This window comes from Methylobacterium sp. EM32, assembly GCF_040593685.1.
Lineage (GTDB): Bacteria > Pseudomonadota > Alphaproteobacteria > Rhizobiales > Beijerinckiaceae > Methylobacterium.
Genome location: NZ_JBEXZS010000214.1, coordinates 11,625 through 27,315 on the forward strand (window position 1 = coordinate 11,625; position 15,691 = coordinate 27,315).

Annotated in this window: 14 protein-coding genes, 1 tRNA gene and 2 pseudogenes; 9 read left to right on the forward strand and 8 right to left on the reverse strand. The window is 71.4% G+C overall.

What is annotated here, in order from left to right:
• The first annotated feature begins 42 nt into the window (after positions 1-42).
• Both ABZT49_RS27765 and ABZT49_RS27770 read left to right on the forward strand, forming a co-directional pair.
• Entirely contained in the window at positions 43-1,449 is a 1,407-nt protein-coding gene (locus ABZT49_RS27765) for an FAD-binding oxidoreductase (protein WP_407943582.1), read from the forward strand.
• 27 nt (positions 1,450-1,476) lie between these two features.
• Positions 1,477-2,361 carry a ribokinase gene (locus tag ABZT49_RS27770; protein WP_355290894.1) on the forward strand — a complete coding sequence of 295 codons (885 nt, stop codon included), beginning with the start codon at positions 1,477-1,479 and terminating at the stop codon, positions 2,359-2,361.
• Here ABZT49_RS27770 and ABZT49_RS27775 read toward each other — a convergent pair whose 3' ends face one another.
• Positions 2,362-3,318 carry a 2-dehydropantoate 2-reductase gene (locus ABZT49_RS27775; protein WP_355290896.1) on the reverse strand — a complete coding sequence of 319 codons (957 nt, stop codon included), beginning with the start codon at positions 3,316-3,318 and terminating at the stop codon, positions 2,362-2,364.
• A 554-nt stretch (positions 3,319-3,872) separates the two neighbouring features.
• Here ABZT49_RS27775 and ABZT49_RS27780 point away from each other — a divergent pair.
• On the forward strand, positions 3,873-4,922 hold the full coding sequence (locus ABZT49_RS27780) for a YihY/virulence factor BrkB family protein (RefSeq protein WP_355290897.1): 1,050 nt from the start codon (positions 3,873-3,875) through the stop codon (positions 4,920-4,922).
• Between the two features lie 154 nt (positions 4,923-5,076).
• Here ABZT49_RS27780 and ABZT49_RS27785 read toward each other — a convergent pair whose 3' ends face one another.
• The 5 genes and pseudogenes from ABZT49_RS27785 to ABZT49_RS27805 form a co-directional block, all read right to left on the reverse strand.
• Positions 5,077-5,976 carry an ATP-binding cassette domain-containing protein gene (locus ABZT49_RS27785; protein WP_407943583.1) on the reverse strand — a complete coding sequence of 300 codons (900 nt, stop codon included), beginning with the start codon at positions 5,974-5,976 and terminating at the stop codon, positions 5,077-5,079.
• Positions 5,973-6,218: pseudogene (locus tag ABZT49_RS27790) on the reverse strand (ABC transporter permease subunit); the annotation flags it as partial. The pseudogene ABZT49_RS27790 and the gene ABZT49_RS27785, both read right to left, overlap by 4 nt.
• 39 nt (positions 6,219-6,257) lie before the next feature.
• Positions 6,258-6,449: a hypothetical protein gene (locus tag ABZT49_RS27795; RefSeq protein WP_355290899.1), complete on the reverse strand. Its 192-nt coding sequence runs from the start codon at positions 6,447-6,449 to the stop codon at positions 6,258-6,260.
• A gap of 365 nt (positions 6,450-6,814) precedes the next feature.
• Positions 6,815-6,891 (reverse strand) — tRNA-Arg (locus ABZT49_RS27800).
• 69 nt (positions 6,892-6,960) lie between these two features.
• A complete protein-coding gene (locus tag ABZT49_RS27805; protein ID WP_355290901.1) occupies positions 6,961-7,674 on the reverse strand; it encodes a hypothetical protein in 714 nt (237 codons plus the stop codon).
• A 246-nt stretch (positions 7,675-7,920) separates the two neighbouring features.
• Between ABZT49_RS27805 and ABZT49_RS27810 the strand changes: the two genes are divergently transcribed.
• Together ABZT49_RS27810 and ABZT49_RS27815 are read left to right on the forward strand one after the other, a co-directional pair.
• On the forward strand, positions 7,921-8,934 hold the full coding sequence (locus ABZT49_RS27810; RefSeq protein ID WP_355290903.1) for a substrate-binding domain-containing protein: 1,014 nt from the start codon (positions 7,921-7,923) through the stop codon (positions 8,932-8,934).
• 159 nt (positions 8,935-9,093) lie between these two features.
• The gene (locus tag ABZT49_RS27815; protein ID WP_355290906.1) at positions 9,094-10,728 is read left to right on the forward strand and encodes an acyl-CoA synthetase; all 1,635 of its coding nucleotides are present in this window, start codon (positions 9,094-9,096) and stop codon (positions 10,726-10,728) included.
• A 183-nt stretch (positions 10,729-10,911) separates the two neighbouring features.
• Here ABZT49_RS27815 and ABZT49_RS27820 read toward each other — a convergent pair whose 3' ends face one another.
• Positions 10,912-11,097, reverse strand: coding sequence for a DUF465 domain-containing protein (locus tag ABZT49_RS27820; protein WP_355290907.1), 186 nt, complete (start codon positions 11,095-11,097; stop codon positions 10,912-10,914).
• Positions 11,098-11,299: 202 nt separating this feature from the next.
• Between ABZT49_RS27820 and ABZT49_RS27825 the strand changes: the two genes are divergently transcribed.
• The 4 genes from ABZT49_RS27825 to ABZT49_RS27840 all read left to right on the forward strand — a co-directional run bounded on the left by ABZT49_RS27825 (position 11,300) and on the right by ABZT49_RS27840 (position 14,364).
• Complete coding sequence (locus tag ABZT49_RS27825; RefSeq protein WP_355290919.1) at positions 11,300-11,518, forward strand: DUF465 domain-containing protein; 219 nt, start codon at positions 11,300-11,302, stop codon at positions 11,516-11,518.
• 117 nt (positions 11,519-11,635) lie between these two features.
• On the forward strand, positions 11,636-12,133 hold the full coding sequence (gene purE / locus ABZT49_RS27830) for a 5-(carboxyamino)imidazole ribonucleotide mutase (protein ID WP_355290909.1): 498 nt from the start codon (positions 11,636-11,638) through the stop codon (positions 12,131-12,133).
• Entirely contained in the window at positions 12,130-13,233 is a 1,104-nt protein-coding gene (locus tag ABZT49_RS27835) for a 5-(carboxyamino)imidazole ribonucleotide synthase (RefSeq protein ID WP_355290911.1), read from the forward strand. Before purE ends, ABZT49_RS27835 begins: the two co-directional genes overlap by 4 nt.
• 249 nt (positions 13,234-13,482) lie before the next feature.
• On the forward strand, positions 13,483-14,364 hold the full coding sequence (locus tag ABZT49_RS27840) for a tetratricopeptide repeat protein (protein ID WP_355290913.1): 882 nt from the start codon (positions 13,483-13,485) through the stop codon (positions 14,362-14,364).
• A 160-nt stretch (positions 14,365-14,524) separates the two neighbouring features.
• On the opposite strand, the pseudogene ABZT49_RS27845 reads toward ABZT49_RS27840, so the two are convergent.
• Positions 14,525-15,691, reverse strand: a pseudogene (locus ABZT49_RS27845) (IS256 family transposase); the annotation flags it as partial.

A 15,691-nucleotide genomic window follows, 5' to 3' on the forward strand; every position in this document is an offset into this window, starting at 1 on the left:
AACGAGCGGCGATCCACGCCGCCTCTGGGAGGAGAGACCTGCATGACGGCGATGCCGGACGCGTCCCGCAGCGAGGCGGTGGTGGCTGCCCTCGTGGCGGAACTGGGCGACAGGATGGTGCTCACCGGCGCCGGGCGGCCGGAGCGCAACGACTCCGACTGGAGCACGCTGGGGCCGCAAGCGCCCCTCGCGGTGGTGCGGCCCGCCACCACCGAGGCGGTCGCGACCGCGATGCGGATCTGCGCCCGGCACGGCGTGCCGGTGGTGCCGCAGGGCGGCCTCACCGGCCTGTGCGGGGGCGCCCGCCCCCTCCCCGGCTCCGTCGCCCTCTCACTGGAGCGGATGACCGGGATCGAGTCGATCGACGAGGCCTCCGCCACCATGACGGTCAAGGCCGGCACGCCGCTCCAGGTGGTGCAGGAGGCCGCCGACGCGGCCGGCTTCCTGATCCCGCTCGATCTCGGGGCGCGGGGCTCCTGCGCCATCGGCGGCAACGCCTCCACCAATGCCGGCGGCAACCGGGTCATCCGCTACGGCATGACCCGCGAGATGATCCTCGGCCTGGAGGTGGTGCTGCCCGACGGCAGCATCGTCACCAACCTCAACCGGATGATCAAGAACAACGCCGGCTACGACCTCAAGCACCTGTTCATCGGCTCGGAGGGCACGCTCGGCATCATCACCCGGCTGGTCCTGCGGCTGTTTCCGAAGCCCGCCTGCACCTTCGCGGCGCTCTGCGCCCTGCCGGACTACGCCGCCGTGGTCGGCCTCCTCACGGCGGCCCGCCGGGGCCTCGGGCCGATGCTCTCGGCCTTCGAGGTGATGTGGCCGGATTACTGGGAGACGATCGGCGCCATGCCGGGCGTGCGGGTGCCGCTGCCCCAAGGCCACGCCGCCTATTGCCTGATCGAGGCGCAAGGCACCGACGAGACCTTCGACGGGCCGCGCTTCGAGGCCTGGCTCGAGGCGCAGGCTGAGGCGGGCCTCCTCGCCGACGCGGTCCTGTCCCGCTCGGTCGCCGACGTGAAGGCGTTCTGGGGCGTGCGCGACGCCTGCTCGGAATTTCCGCAGGTGCTGGGGCCGCACGAGCCCTTCGACATTGGCCTGCCGGTGGCGGCGATGGACGCGTATGTGCGGGCCTGCAAGGCGGCGTTGACTGAGCGCCTGCCTGGCATCACCGCCCTGTTCTACGGCCATATCGGCGACGGCAACCTGCACATCGTGGCCGGCGTGAAGGGCGCGAGCCCGCAGCCGAAGGACGTGATCCAGGAGGTGGTCTACGGCCTGGTGCGGGATTTCGGCGGCACGGTCTCGGCAGAGCACGGGATCGGCTTGACGAAGAAACCCTGGCTCGGCCACGTCCGCTCGGAGCCCGAGATCGCCCTGATGCGGCGCCTCAAGGCGGCCCTGGATCCGGACGGGGTGCTGAATCCCGGCAAGGTCGTGTGACAAAGGTCCTGTGAGCGGAGAAACCCCGTGATCGTCTGCTTCGGCTCCCTCAACGCCGACCTGATCTTCCGCCTGCCCGAGGTGCCGCGCTCGGGCCAGACGCTGCTCGCCGACGATCTCGCGGTGCAGGCGGGCGGCAAGGGGGCGAACCAGGCGGTGGCCGCGGCCCGGGACGGGGCCGAGGTCGCGATGGTCGGCGCAGTCGGCGACGACGCCCTGGCCGAGGTGGCGCTCTTTGGCCTGCGCGAGGCCGGGGCCGACACCGCCCGGGTCCGCCGGGTGGCGGCCGCGACGGGCTGCGCCTCGATCTGGATCGACGCGGCCGGCCGCAACCGCATCGTGGTGGCACTCGGTGCCAACGGGCACACGCGGGCCGACCAGATCGCCGATACCGACCTCGCCCGGGCGACCTCGCTGCTCCTCCAGATGGAGGTCGATCCCGCCGAGACCACCGCCCTGCTGCGCCGGGCCCGGACGCTTCAGGTGCGCAGCATCCTCAACCTCGCCCCGGCCCTGCCGCTCGCGATCGACGCCTTGCGCCTCGCCGGCCTCCTCGTCGTCAACGAGGACGAGGCGGAGGCGACCGCCGCGCGGCTCGGCTGCGCGCCGGAGGCCGCGACCCTGCGGGCGGCGCTCGGCATCGACGTGGTGCGCACCCTCGGCGAGGCCGGCTCGGAAGCGGCGACGGCGGACGGCGCCTGGCACGTCCCGGCCCGGGCGATCGACCCGGTCGACACCACCGCGGCGGGCGATTGCTTCGTCGGCGTGCTCGCCGCCGCGCTGGACCGCGGCGCGCCCTTGCGCGCGGCGATGGAGCGGGCGAGCCTGGCGGCCGCCCTCGCCTGCAGCCGGCGCGGCAGCCAGGCGAGCCTGCCGTGGCGCGCGGAGACCGATCGGGCGCTCGACGCCTGATCAGGCCGGGCAGCGCGCCGGGTCTGCCGCTACGGCGAAGGCGGCCTCGCGCGCCTTGATGAGGGCGACCACCGTGTCGTTGACCGGGGTCGGCACGCCGCAAAGCCGCCCCAGACGCGGGATCGAACCGTTGATCGCCTCGACCTCGCCGCGGCGCCCGGCCCGGTGGTCGAGGAGCATCGAGGGCCTGGCCTCGGGGATCTTGCCGCCGAGCCGGCGGATATGCTCGACCGGATCGCCGACCTGGAGCGTCACGCCCATCGCCGCCGCCACGGCGATCGCCTCCTCGGCGCAACCACGCGCCACGTGCCACGCCTCCGGATCGGCCATCACCCCGCCGATGGTCAGGCACGTCAGGGTGGTGGTGCCCGAGAAGGTGACGTTCATGATCAGCTTCTCCCACACCATCCGGCCGAGATCGTCGAACAGGCTGACCTTGAACCCGGCCGATTCCCAGATCGCCGCGGAGGCCTCCAGGCGCTCCCGCTTCAGGCCCGCGAAGGCGCCGAAGCGGATCATCTCGAGCCCGTTATGGTGCGCGTGGCCGGGTCCACGCATCGAGGCGCCGAAGCCGCCCACCACCCCGACGGCGATCCGGTCCGGATCGATCACGGCGGCCGCCACCTCCGGCGAGCCGAGCCCGTTCTGGATCGTCTGTACCACGGTGTCCGGCCCGATCAGGGGCGCGACGCTCCCGGCTGCCGCCGCGACGTCGAACGCCTTGGTGGCGATGATGACGAGGTCGCACGGACCGATCCCCTCCGGTGTCGTGCCGGCGCTCGCCAGCCGCACGGTCCGGTCGCCGCTCGCGCCCTCGACGCGCAGGCCGCGCTCGCGCATCGCCGCCGCATGGTCGGCCCAGAGCGTGACGGCATGCACCGCGTGGCCCGCCGACGCCATCAGCGCCGCGTAGACCGAGCCCATCGCTCCGCAGCCGACGATCGCGACCTTCGCCATCCCGCCCCTCCCTTGGTGCGGGCGCATTGCGCGATGCGCCCGTCTCCGACGTCCCGGCGGTCGGCCGCCCGGCTCATGGTGCGGCGATCGTAGGGTGGCGGGACAGCAAACGTCCAGGCGTCGCCGGCATGCGCGCCGGGCTCGTCGGCGGGCCTGAACGGCGCGATCACCTGCCACCGCGCGCCCGACAGCCGGACCACCTCTGCCCTGGCCCCCCTTTGCCTGGGCGGCGCCCGGGATCAGGGTTCTCTCATCGCGGCAGCATCGTGACCGGGCCGAGAGCTCCACCGGAGGGAGGGGCCGTCGACATCCGCTCCCGCTTAGAGCACTTCACGATCGCGTTGCCATCGCGAAGCTCTCTAGGTCGTTGATTGTGCCGCATTTTCTTCGACGAACCGGCATCCACTTCGTCGGAAAATGCTCTCGTCGTTCGACGAGACCCGTAGCGACCGGTTTCGGGGTCTGGCATCAATCGACGACCGGCGAGCTTGAGCGCCTGCGACCGCCATGAGGCGGCGACACGGTGCAGGGCACTCCACCACGGAGGGCACCCCATGAGCCAGGATGACGACGGTGAGGACTGGCGCTCACGCAGCACGCGTCCCCACGACCCCATCTCGCTCGCCCGCACCATCCGACGTGCCCGCGAGCCCGACCGGGGCCGCACCGCGGCCCGACCCGAGCAGATCCCGGCGCGCGGCTGGCTCGACATCCTGGCGCGGGTGTTCTGGTCGATGCCGCAGGACCGCGTGCTCGCGACGGCGGGCGGCGTCTCCTTCTTCACCCTGCTGGCGGCCTTTCCCGGCATCGCGACCGTCGTCTCGCTCTACGGCCTGCTCTCGGATCCCCGCGCGATCAGCCAGCATCTCACGTTGCTGACCGGCATCCTCCCCGCCGGCGTGCTGGCGCTGCTCACCGACGAAATGACCCGCATCGCCCAGAAGAGCACGGGCGCCCTCAGCTCGGCGTCCATCGTCAGCTTCCTCATCGCGTTCTGGAGCGCGAATTCCGGAGTGATGTATCTCTTCGACGCGCTGAACGTCATCTACAAGGAGCGGGAGAAGCGCACGCTGCTGCAACTCTATTCCACATCGCTGCTGTTCACGTTCAGCGGTATCGTTTTCGTGGTGGCCGCCATCGGCATCGTGGTCGTCCTGCCGGTGGTGCTCGGCGAGGTCGGGCTCGGTCCGCTGGCCGACACGGTCCTGAGAGTGGCGCGCTGGCCGCTGCTGTTGATCGTGGTCGGCGCGGGGCTCTCCCTGATCTACCGTTACGGTCCCAGCCGGCGGGAGGCGAAGTGGCGCTGGGTCACCTGGGGCGCCGTTCTGGCGGCGCTGCTGTGGGTCTGCACCTCCGTCTTGTTCTCGTGGTACGTGTCGAGCTTCGACAGCTACAACCGAACCTACGGATCGCTCGGAGCCGGGGTGGGCTTCATGACGTGGATGTGGCTGTCGGTGGTCATCGTGCTGATCGGCGCGGAGCTGAACTCGGAGCTGGAGCGGCAGACGGCACGGGACAGCACGACCGGGCGGCCGCGGCCGCTCGGGTCTCGGGATGCCTACGCGGCGGACACCGTGGGCCCCGCCCAGCCCGGGCACCGCTGACGGCGATCGGCGAGCGCATCCACCACGCGGGGTCCGACGCCGTGGCGCGACGGCGAGGTGGGGGTTGGTCGCAACCGAGCTCGTGCCGCTGGGCGAGGCGCCGCGGCCGAAAGGATGGGCGGGCATCGAGCCGAAGGGAGCACCGAGCGGGCCCCTACGCGCCGGCCGCCCGCGCCACCCAATGCCCGGGGGCGATCTCCTCCAACGGCCCGGCCTCCGGGATGGCGGCGGCCGGCGCCTCGCGCATCGCCCGCAGGCGGGCCCGCTCGGCCGCCGGGTCGGGCACCGGCACCGCGCCGAGCAGCGCCCGCGTGTAGGGGTGGCGCGGATCCTCGTACAGGGTGTCGCTGTCGGCGAGCTCGACGAGCCGCCCGCGCCGCAGCACCGCGACCCGGTGGCAGAGATAGCGTACCATTCGCAGGTCGTGGGAGATGAAGAGAGTGGACAGGCCCAGCTCCGCTTGCAGGTCCTGCAGCAGGTTGACCACCTGAGCCTGGATCGAGACGTCGAGGGCGGCGATCGGCTCGTCGGCGACGATGAAGCTGGGCTTCAGCGCGATCGCCCGGGCGATGCAGAGCTGCTGGCGCTGTCCGCCCGAGAACTGGTGCGGGTAGCGCCCAGCAAAGCGCGGATCGAGCCCGACCCGCTGGAACAGGCCGGCCACCGCGTCGCGACGCTCAGGCGCACCCATCTCCGGCCGGTGCAGCCGGAACGGCTCGGCGACGTAGGCGCCGGCGCTCATCCGCGGGTTGAGAGCGGCGTAGGGGTCCTGGAAGATCACCTGGATGCGCCGGCGCATCCGCCGCATCTCCCGGGCCGGCAGGGTGCCTAAGTCGGTGCTCTCGAACGCGACGGTCCCGGAGGTCGGCGGGTTCAGCATCGTCACCGCCCGGCCGATCGTCGACTTGCCCGAGCCCGATTCGCCGACGAGGCCGAGCGTCTTGCCCTCGCGCAAGCCGTAGCTCACGCCGTTGACCGCGTGGATCGTGCCGCCGTCGGTGTCGAAGGCGACCGCGAGGTCGCGGACAATCAGCAGGGGAGTGTCGGCAGTCAACGGCGCTCGCGCGGGTCGAGGGCGTCGCGCAACCCGTCGCCGACGAGGTTGAAGGCGAGCACCGCGAGGAAGATCGACAATCCGGGCCAGATCGCCATCCAGGGCGCCTGGTCGAGGAAGTTCCTGGCGGTGTTGAGCATCGAGCCCCAGGACGGTTCGGGCGGCTGCTGGCCGAGGCCGAGGAAGGACAGGCTCGCCTCGGCGATGATCGCCGCCGCGATGGTGAGGGTGGCCTGGACCAAGGCGCGCTGATGTGCGCGAAGGCATAGCCTTCTCGGGCGTCAGTCGTACTCCATCCCGACGGAGTGCTCGAACGCGGTCCCGCTGGTCTGCCGCCCCTTGGGGTCGGCGACCGAGATGTCGCGGAAGCCTCGTCCCATCAGCTCCCGAACCTTGTCGAGCGCCTGCAAATCCGTACCGCAGGCGAACGTGAGCGCGCGGCCGGTCGGGTCGGTTCCTGTTACCTTGTACAAGCGTGGTTCCCTGTACGGTGTTGAGCATATGGCAGCTCGGATGTGCAGGCGATGGCCTTGGGGCGCAAGTCGTTGCGGTGGTGATGCCCCTGCACACGAGTCATCCCGCGAGGCCGCATTCCGGAGGGGAGCTTGGTCATGGGGCGCTCCGGGTCGAGCGACGGACCGCTGCCAGCCGACCCACCGCGAAGACGACCCGCTCCGCATGCTCCCGCCGGGTCCGCTGTCGTGTCGCGTGGCGCCGCCTACGCCACGCCGCAACCCATTGCAAAATAACGATTCGCGCTGCACACCGCCGCGACACGCGCCAACGGGGCCTGGGCATGAAAAAGCCCGCCGAGTCATCGACCGAGCGGGCGTCTCAGTGGCGACCCCGGCAGGGCTCGAACCTGCGACCTGCCGCTTAGAAGGCGGCTGCTCTATCCAGCTGAGCTACGGGGCCTGTCCGGTCCGGGTGGTAGCAGGCCCCTCGCCGCCCGTCCACAAGGGACTCCCGATCCCGGCGGCAGGATCACCGCAGCGGCAGCAGGCGGACCCGGCGGTGCTCGGCGAGCCGCGACGGGTTGCCGAGTGCCTCGGCGAGCCCGAGCTGCTGCAGGGCGGCGAGCGCGGCGATGATCCTGACGTGGCTGGTCAGGGTGAGATGCGACGCGGCATCGACGTCGAGGGACACGACGCCGTCGGGGTCGCGGCCGCAGGCGCAGAGCAGCAGGTAGGTCTTCAGCGCGGCGAGGTGGGGCGCCTTGCGGCAGGTGAGGCCGTGCAGGGCGGCGATCGGGGCGCCGGGCTGCGCCCCGTGGACGAGGGAGGCCGCGGCGGCCGACGGGCGCAGGCCGGTCAACCGGTAGGCGATCGTGCCACCCGGGCAGCCGCCGTCGGTGGTGACGAGGCCCTGGTCGAGGAGCGCCTTCTTGCCGGCGCAGATCAGCGGGTCGGAGAGGCCGGACAGGGCGGCGATCCGCCCGTAGGACAGGAGGATCGCCGCCGGCTCGCCGCTGCCTGAATCCTGGCTGGCGACCAGCGTGAGGTAGAGCTTGAGCGCCGCGATCGAGCGGCCGAGATAGCCGGCATCGCTCCGGAAGGCGCGCAGGCCCCCGTCATGGATCCAGTCCGCCGGCAGGGGCGACGCCCGCCCCGCCCGTGCCGGCGCCACCGCCTCGGACGGCGCGGTCGTCCGGGCGCGGGCCGGGCTCTGCGTCGGGTGAAGGACTTCCGGATGCATCATGCGGTCGTCGGCGTCCCTGCGGGCTCGCGAACGGGGCGGACCGGGGCGAGCCGGCGCTCCGCTCCGGACCGGGCGTGCGATCATCGGCGGTACGATGCCGTTGCATAGGCATCAATAGGACGTATGCTTCCGATGATGACTCCCGCCGCGCGGCGGACCGGATCACGGCCCGTCGTCGGTGGGGCGGCGCGGCCCGGGGCTGGGAATTCCGCGCGATGGGCGAAGGCGGGCGACGGGGGGCCTTTCATGACGATACCGCCCGACGAGTGTCTCGAGGTCGAACTCGGGCTCGGCGGCGCGCTGCGGATCGGGCGGGCGCGCATCGCCGTCGCCGACGCCTCGGCGCTCCTGCGCGCCATCGTCCGGACCGGCTCGGTGCAGGGGGCGGCGACCGAGATCGGCCTGTCCTACCGCGCCGCCTGGGAGCGGGTCCGGACGCTGGAGGCCGAATTCGGCCACCCGCTGGTGCGCAAGACCCGCGGCCACGGCACCACGCTCACCGAGGCCGGCACCGTCCTGCACGAGGCCCTGGCGGGCGCGGCCGAGAGCCTGGCCCTGCCGCTCACCCGCGAGGCGCGCGTGATGCAGGCCCGCCTCGCCGCCCTGCGCGGAGGGCTGCGGCGCCTCGGCGTGGCAGCGAGCCACGATCCCCTGCTGATGGAGGTGCTGGGCCTGTGGGGCGGGGCCGAGATCGCCGTGATGGGCAGCCGGGACGCGGTGATGCGGCTCATGGACGGGCGCGCCGACGCAGCGGGCTTCCATTGCGGCGCGATCGGGCCGGCCGCCGCCGGGCCGCCCTTCTCGGACCTCGTCGCCGATCCGGCCTTCCGGATCCGCCCGCTGTTCGAGCGCGAGCAGGGCCTGCTGGTCGCAGCCGGCAACCCGCTCGGGCTCGGCGGTCCCGGGGACCTGCGCGCCACGAAGGCCCGCTTCGTCAACCGGCAGAAGGGCTCGGGCACCCGGGACTGGTTCGACCGGCTGCTGGCCGAGGCCGGGATCCGGCCGGACGAGATCGTCGGCTACGGGCTGGAGGAGTTCACCCACCAGGCGGTGGCGGCGGTGATCGCGTCGGGGGCGGCCGATGCGGGTTTGGGGGCGCGTGCGGCGGCGGAGCGGTTCGGCCTCGGCTTCGTCCCGGTCGGCTGGGAGGTCTACGGCCTCGCCGCCAGCGCGTCGCTGCCGGGGGACGGGCTCGACCGGGTCGAGGCGCTGGTGGCCGAGCGGATCGGACACTTGCCGGGATACCGCCTGCCGGGGTGACCGACGGTGCCGCGCGCGATGTCCGCCGGGGCCGGTGGTCCGACGAATCGGGCGAAGCTTTAAAGGACCGGCGCGCTTGATTCGACCGAAGGTCCGATCATCATGCCGCAAGGGGGCGTGCGACACCGCTCCCCGAGGCCCCACCCGGAGAGTGCCGCCATGACGAGCCCCGCAACGATCTACGACCACGGCCTCGACCGGAACCCGGCCAACCACCAGCCGCTCACCCCCCTCACCTTCCTGGAGCGGGCGGCGACGGTCTTCCCCGACCACATCGCGGTGATCCACGGGGGCTTGAGGCGCAGCTACCGCGACCTCTACGCCCGCTGCCGGCGCCTCGCCGCGGCGCTCGAGGCCCGGGGGATCGGACGGGGCGACACGGTGGCGGTGATGCTCGCCAACACCCCGGCGATGATCGAGTGCCATTACGGGGTGCCGATGGCCGGCGCGGTGCTCAACACCCTCAACACCCGGCTCGACGCCGCGATCATCGCCTTCTGCCTCGACCACGGCGAGGCCAAGGTGGTGATCACCGATCGGGAATTCGTCCGCACCATGGGCCCGGCCCTGGCCCAGGCCGGGGTGACGCCGCTGGTGATCGATTACGACGACCCCGAATACGACGGCCCGGGTGAGCGCCTCGGCACGGTCGAGTACGAGGCCTTCCTCGCCGAGGGCGACCCCGCTTACGCCTGGGCCATGCCGGGCGACGAGTGGGACGCGATCACGCTCAACTACACGTCGGGCACCACCGGCGACCCGAAGGGCGTGGTCTACCACCATCGCGGCGCGTCGCTGCTCGCCGTCGGCAACGTGGTGGCGGGCGATCTCGGCCGGCACCCGGTCTATCTGTGGACCCTGCCGATGTTCCACTGCAACGGCTGGTGCTTCCCCTGGACCCTGTCGGTGGTGGCCGGCACCCATGTCTGCCTGCGGCAGGTGCGGTCGAAGGCGATGTACGACGCCATCGCGGATCACGGGGTCACGCATCTGTGCGGCGCGCCGATCGTGATGTCGCTCCTCATCAACGCCCCGGAGGCCGAGCGGCGGGACCTGCCGCGGCGGGTCGCGTTCCTCACCGCGGCGGCGCCGCCGCCCGAGGCCGTGCTCGCCGGCATGGCCGAGGCCGGGTTCGACGTCACCCACGTCTACGGGCTGACCGAGACCTACGGCCCGGCGGTGGTGAACGAGTGGCACGCCGACTGGGACGCCTTGGGCAAGGACGAGCAGGCCGCCCGCAAGGCGCGCCAGGGCGTGCGCTACCCCCCGCTCGAAGCGCTCGACGTGCTCGATCCCGAGACGATGCAGCCGGTCCCGGCCGACGGCGAGACGCTCGGCGAGGTGATGTTCCGCGGCAACGTGGTGATGCGCGGCTACCTCAAGAACCCGACGGCGACCGAAGCCGCCTTCCGCGGCGGCTGGTTCCACTCCGGCGATCTCGGGGTGAAGCACCCGGACGGCTACATCCAGCTCAAGGACCGCTCGAAGGACATCATCATCTCAGGCGGCGAGAACATCTCGTCGATCGAGGTGGAGGAGGCCCTGTTCAAGCACCCGGCGGTGGCGGCCGCGGCGGTGGTGGCCAAGCCCGACGAGAAATGGGGCGAGACGCCGTGCGCCTTCGTCGAGCTGAAGGGCTCCGAGATGGTCTCGGCCGAGGAGCTGATCGGCTGGTGCCGTCAGTCGCTCGCCGGCTTCAAGGTGCCCCGCCACGTGGTCTTCACGGAATTGCCGAAGACCTCGACCGGCAAGGTGCAGAAATTCGTGCTGCGGGAGATGGCGAAGGCGTTGTGACGGGCGCCCCGTCAACGGGGCTGCGGGGCCTGCCGGCCGGGGGCTCGCCCTCGGGGGCCCCGCCGCTCACTCTGTCGTACCTTCAGGTCGTATCTGAAAGGATGTCGCCCGAAGGATCGTGCCTCTGGGGCAGGGGCCGCCGCGCCGAACGCTGGCGCGGCGGCACGAAGGGCGTTTTCTGGGCTAGTGCATCACGCGGGTGGAGGTCGTCCGCAGACGACTGATCTCATCCTTCAAGTGAAGCTTTTTCCGCTTGAGCTCTACAATTCGCAAGTCGTCGGTGGAGAGGTGGGTGATTGCGTCCTGAATCTCGCGCTCCAGGGCTTCGTGCTTACGCTCGAGCTCGGTGAGATGCATGTGCAGCGACATCAGCCATTGCCTCCTGTCATGTAGGTGACACACGCAGCCTGCCACAGCCCGCGGCCGATGTCGAAGGGATTTGATGCTGCACCTGCGTAATGCGCGTGGGGACGGCAGGCCCTCGGAGGGGCTGCACAACCCCGCCCGTGCCCTTGCCGGAGGCTGGAGCGTGGTCCATTCTCCGCTCATACTTCCAGGGCTTGGGGCGGCGATGGCGTTCGAGTTGAGTGCGGAATCGACGGCGGAGTACGAGAGCGAGCTGGCGCGTCTGAAGGAGGAGCATCGCGACCTCGACGACGCGATCGAGGCCCTGTCGGGGGTGATGGCCGGCGACCGGCTGCAGCTCCAGCGCCTCAAGAAGCGCAAGCTGTCCTTGCGCGACCGCATCACCTTCCTGGAGGACCAGCTCACCCCGGACATCATCGCCTGACGGACGCAGGCGAGCGTTCGCGCGCTGCTTGCGTGAAGGCAAGCGCGCCGCTACTGCACAATGACCGGCTGCGGCCCGCTCGCGGCTAGCAGCGCTTTCTAGAGGATGCGCTTGACGATGGCGGCAGCGCCCCCCGTCGCGGTGATCATGGGCAGCCAGTCCGACTGGGCCACGATGCGCCACGCCGCCGAGACCCTCGACGCGCTCGGCATTCCGTACGAGGCCCGCATCGTCTCGGCCCACCGCACCCCGGACCGCCTGGTCGCCTTCGCCAAGGGCGCCAAGGCCGCTGGATTCCGGGTGGTGATCGCCGGCGCCGGCGGCGCGGCCCACCTCCCCGGCATGGCCGCCGCGATGACGCCGCTGCCGGTCTTCGGCGTGCCGGTCGAGTCGAAGGCGCTGTCGGGCCAGGACAGCCTCCTGTCGATCGTGCAGATGCCGGCCGGCATCCCGGTCGGCACGCTCGCCATCGGCCGGGCCGGCGCCGTCAACGCGGCCTTGCTGGCCGCCGCCGTCCTGGCGCTCACCGACGACGATCTGGCCCATCGCCTCGACGCCTGGCGCGCCCGCCAGAGCGCGGCGGTCGCCGAGCACCCGGACACGAGCGCCCCGTGAGCACCACGACCCTCATCGCCCCAGGCGCGACCATCGGGATCATCGGCGGCGGCCAGCTCGGCCGCATGATCGCGGTCGCGGCGGCGCAGTACGGGCTGAAATGCCATGTCTACTGCCCCGATCCCGACAGCCCGGCCTTCGAGGTGGCGGGCCGACGCACGGTCGCGGCGTATGACGACGCGGCGGCGCTCCAGGCCTTCGCCGAATCCGTCGACGTGGTGACCTACGAGTTCGAGAACATCCCGAGCAAGACGGCCGAGATCCTGGCCGCCCGCCGGCCGCTGCATCCGAGCGCCTCGGCGTTGGCGACGACGCAGGACCGGCTGACCGAGAAGAGCTTCGTCGCCGGTCTCGGCATCCCGGTGGCCCCGTTCCGGGCGGTCGACGACGCGGCGGGCCTCGCCCAAGCCGTGCGGGAGATCGGCCTGCCGGCGGTGCTGAAGACCCGGCGCTTCGGCTATGACGGCAAGGGGCAGGTGATGCTGCGCGACGCCGTCTCCGATCCGGCCGCCGTGATGGCGTCCTTACGCGATCAGCCCTGCATCCTCGAGGGTTTCGTCGCCTTCGAGGCCGAGCTGTCGGTGGTGGCCGCCCGCAACGCGGAAGGCGGCTTCTCGGCCTTCAGCCCCTGCGCCAACGAGCACCGTCACCACATCCTCGCCCGCACGGTCGTGCCGGCTCCCGGCATGGCGCCGGAGACCGCCGTCGAGGCGATCGCGATCGCCCGCACCATCGCGGACGCGCTCGATTATGTCGGCGTGCTGGCGGTCGAGATGTTCCTGGTGCGCGGGGCGGATTGCCGCGCGAGCGTGGTGGTCAACGAGATCGCCCCGCGGGTGCACAATTCCGGCCACTGGACCATCGAGGGGGCCGAGACCTCGCAATTCGCCCAGCACGTCCGGGCGATCTGCGGCTGGCCGCTCGGCAGCGCGGCGCTGACCGGCACGTCGGTCGAGATGCTGAACCTGATCGGCGACCAAGCCGACGACTGGACCCGGATCCTCGCCGAGGCAGGCAGCCACCTCCACCTCTACGGCAAGGGCGAGGCTCGCCCCGGCCGCAAGATGGGCCACCTCACCCGGGTCACGACCGGCGCCTGAGGGCCCGGACTGCGGCCTTGCGGCCACACCCGCGCCAGCACGGGCCCCTCCCCTGCCCTTGCGGCGCCGGGAGGCCACACCTTCGCCACATCGGCCCGCACAAGCGTCGGGGGCGCATCGCTTTAAGCCGGCGTTCACCCCGATCCGGAATGGTCGTCCGGCACCGGGACCGCGGTTTTTGGCGGCGCGTGCGTGCGAATGGCGAAGGTGCGCGGCGCGACGGGATGCGCCGCCCCGGGGGAGCGGGCGATGAACAACGTGATCGGCTTGAGCCGCGTGACACCGGCGGCCCGTGTGCTGGGGGCGACCGTGCTGACCGCGCTGGCGCTCGCCGGCTGCGACACCGTCAGCCGCGCCACCGCGACGCGGCAATTCGCGGTGGTCGAGGCCGACAAGTCCGGCGCGACCGAGGTCAACATCGCCTCGCTGTCGGACGTGATCCAGCGCAACCCGAGCGACGCGGCCGCCTACAACACCCGCGGCGCGGCCTATGCCCGGGCGGGCAACTTCGATTCGGCGATCGCCGACTTCACCAAGGCGATCCAGCTCGACCCGAACTCGGCCTCGGCCTACGGCAACCGGGCGCTGGCCTACCGCCAGTCGGGCCGCAACGACGCGGCGCTCCAGGACTTCTCCAAGGCGATCAACGCCGACCCGAACTACACCGCCGCCTATATCGGCCGGGCCAACCTGCAGCGCGCGCAAGGGAACTTCGAGGCCGCCTACAGCGACCTCAGCCAGGCGATCCGCCTGACCCCGGAATCGGCCGAGGCCTACCACGCCCGCGGCTTGGTGCGGCAGGCGCAAGGGCAGCACCGCGCCGCGATCGGCGACTTCGACGCTGCCATCGACCGCAACCCCTTCGTGGCCGCGCCCTACGCCGCCCGCGGCCAGAGCCTGATCGCGACGAACCAGTACGACAAGGCGATCGAGGACTACAACGCGGCGCTGAACGTCAACAACAAGGACGCGGATTCCTGGGCCTACCGGGGTCTCGCCTACGAGAAGACCAACCGCCGCCAGGAGGCGACGGAGAGCTACCAGCGCGCCATCGCCATCGACCAGGGCAACCAGGTCGCCAAGCAGGGTCTGGGGCGGATGCAGGGCGGGGTGGCGTCGCTGTTCCGGTAGGGGACGGCGCATTCCACGGGTTACAGGGCTCTCGGCGGCACGCCGGGAGCCTTTTTTTCGTGTCGACGATCGCCGCAGGGCATGACCCTCCCCCGATCGTGTCCCAGGGGGTGGTGTATCTGCGTGTGGTCCACCACGATGACCGGCCTGGCCGGACTGATCAGACGGCCAAGGTTGGCAGGCTGACGAGGGGATCATCGCCGATTGAGGCGATGCTTTCCAGGGTCATGTAGCGGCAGCGCTGGACCGCCTATTCGTCGTTCTGCTTCAACAGGATCGCGCCCACGAGCCGGCGGATCGATGGCTCATCGGGGAAGATGCCGACGACGTCGGTGCGGCGCTTGATCTCGCCGTTGAGGCGCCCCAACGGGTTGGTCGAGTGCAGCTTGGCGCGATGGGCGGCCGGGAAGCCCATGTAGGCCAGGACGTCGGTCTCTGCCGTGTCCATCAGGGCTGCCAGCTTCGGGACCTTGGGGCGGAGCTGGTCGGCCACCCGCCGCCACTGCTGGCGGGCGGCCTCGGCATCCTTCTGCGCGAAGGCGGTGGCGATGAAGGCCGCGACGACGCGCCGGCCCGAACGGCCGGCATGGGCCAGGACGTTGCGCATGAAGTGGACCCGGCACCGCTGCCAGGAGGCAGTCATCACCTTGGCGACCGAGGCCTTGATGCCCTCATGCGCGTCCGAGATCACCAGCTTGACTCCGCGCAGGCCGCGCCGGGCCAGCTTGCGCAGGAACTCGTTCCAGAAGGTTTCGGCTTCGGACGGGCCGATGTCGAGCCCCAGCACTTCGCGTCGGCCATCCGCGTTGACGCCCATCGCCACGATGACGGCCACCGAGACGATGCGGTGGTCCTGACGCACCTTCACGTAGGTGGCATCGATCCAGAGATAGGGCCACTCGCCCTCGATGGGCTGCTCCAGGAAGGCGTTCACCCGCTCGTCGATCTCCTGGCACAGGCGGCTGACCTGGCTGGGAGAGATCCCCGTCCCGCCTATCGCCTGAACCAGGTTGTTGATCGCCCGGGTCGAGATGCCCTGGATGTAGGCCTCGTGGATCACCGCGGTCAGCGCCTTCTCGGTCATGGGGCGCGGTTCCAGGAAGCTCGGGAAGTAGCTCCCCGTCCGCAGCTTCGGGATGCGCAGCTCAACCGTGCCGGCCCGCGTCTGCCAGTCCGTGTTGCGATAGCCTCCGGATCAGGTCCGGGGCAAGCTGTTGCGCTGGGCCAGTTTGTCCGGGTTCTTCTCGCCGTGGGCGGCACCGGTCAGGCCGGCGACCTCCAGTTCCATCAAACGCTGCGCGGCAAAACCAATCATCTCGCGCAGCAC

Bases quoted from the DNA above. Each gene is read 5' to 3' on its own strand.
- ABZT49_RS27840 (WP_355290913.1), top strand. From the start codon at position 13,483: ATGAACAACGTGATCGGCTTGAGCCGCGTGACACCGGCGGCCCGTGTG.
- ABZT49_RS27810 (WP_355290903.1), top strand. From the start codon at position 7,921: ATGACGATACCGCCCGACGAGTGTCTCGAGGTCGAACTCGGGCTCGGC.
- ABZT49_RS27765 (WP_407943582.1), top strand. From the start codon at position 43: ATGACGGCGATGCCGGACGCGTCCCGCAGCGAGGCGGTGGTGGCTGCC.
- ABZT49_RS27780 (WP_355290897.1), top strand. From the start codon at position 3,873: ATGAGCCAGGATGACGACGGTGAGGACTGGCGCTCACGCAGCACGCGT.
- ABZT49_RS27820 (WP_355290907.1), bottom strand. From the start codon at position 11,097: ATGTCGCTGCACATGCATCTCACCGAGCTCGAGCGTAAGCACGAAGCC.
- ABZT49_RS27805 (WP_355290901.1), bottom strand. From the start codon at position 7,674: ATGATGCATCCGGAAGTCCTTCACCCGACGCAGAGCCCGGCCCGCGCC.
- purE (WP_355290909.1), top strand. From the start codon at position 11,636: ATGGCGGCAGCGCCCCCCGTCGCGGTGATCATGGGCAGCCAGTCCGAC.
- ABZT49_RS27825 (WP_355290919.1), top strand. From the start codon at position 11,300: ATGGCGTTCGAGTTGAGTGCGGAATCGACGGCGGAGTACGAGAGCGAG.
- ABZT49_RS27815 (WP_355290906.1), top strand. From the start codon at position 9,094: ATGACGAGCCCCGCAACGATCTACGACCACGGCCTCGACCGGAACCCG.
- ABZT49_RS27775 (WP_355290896.1), bottom strand. From the start codon at position 3,318: ATGGCGAAGGTCGCGATCGTCGGCTGCGGAGCGATGGGCTCGGTCTAC.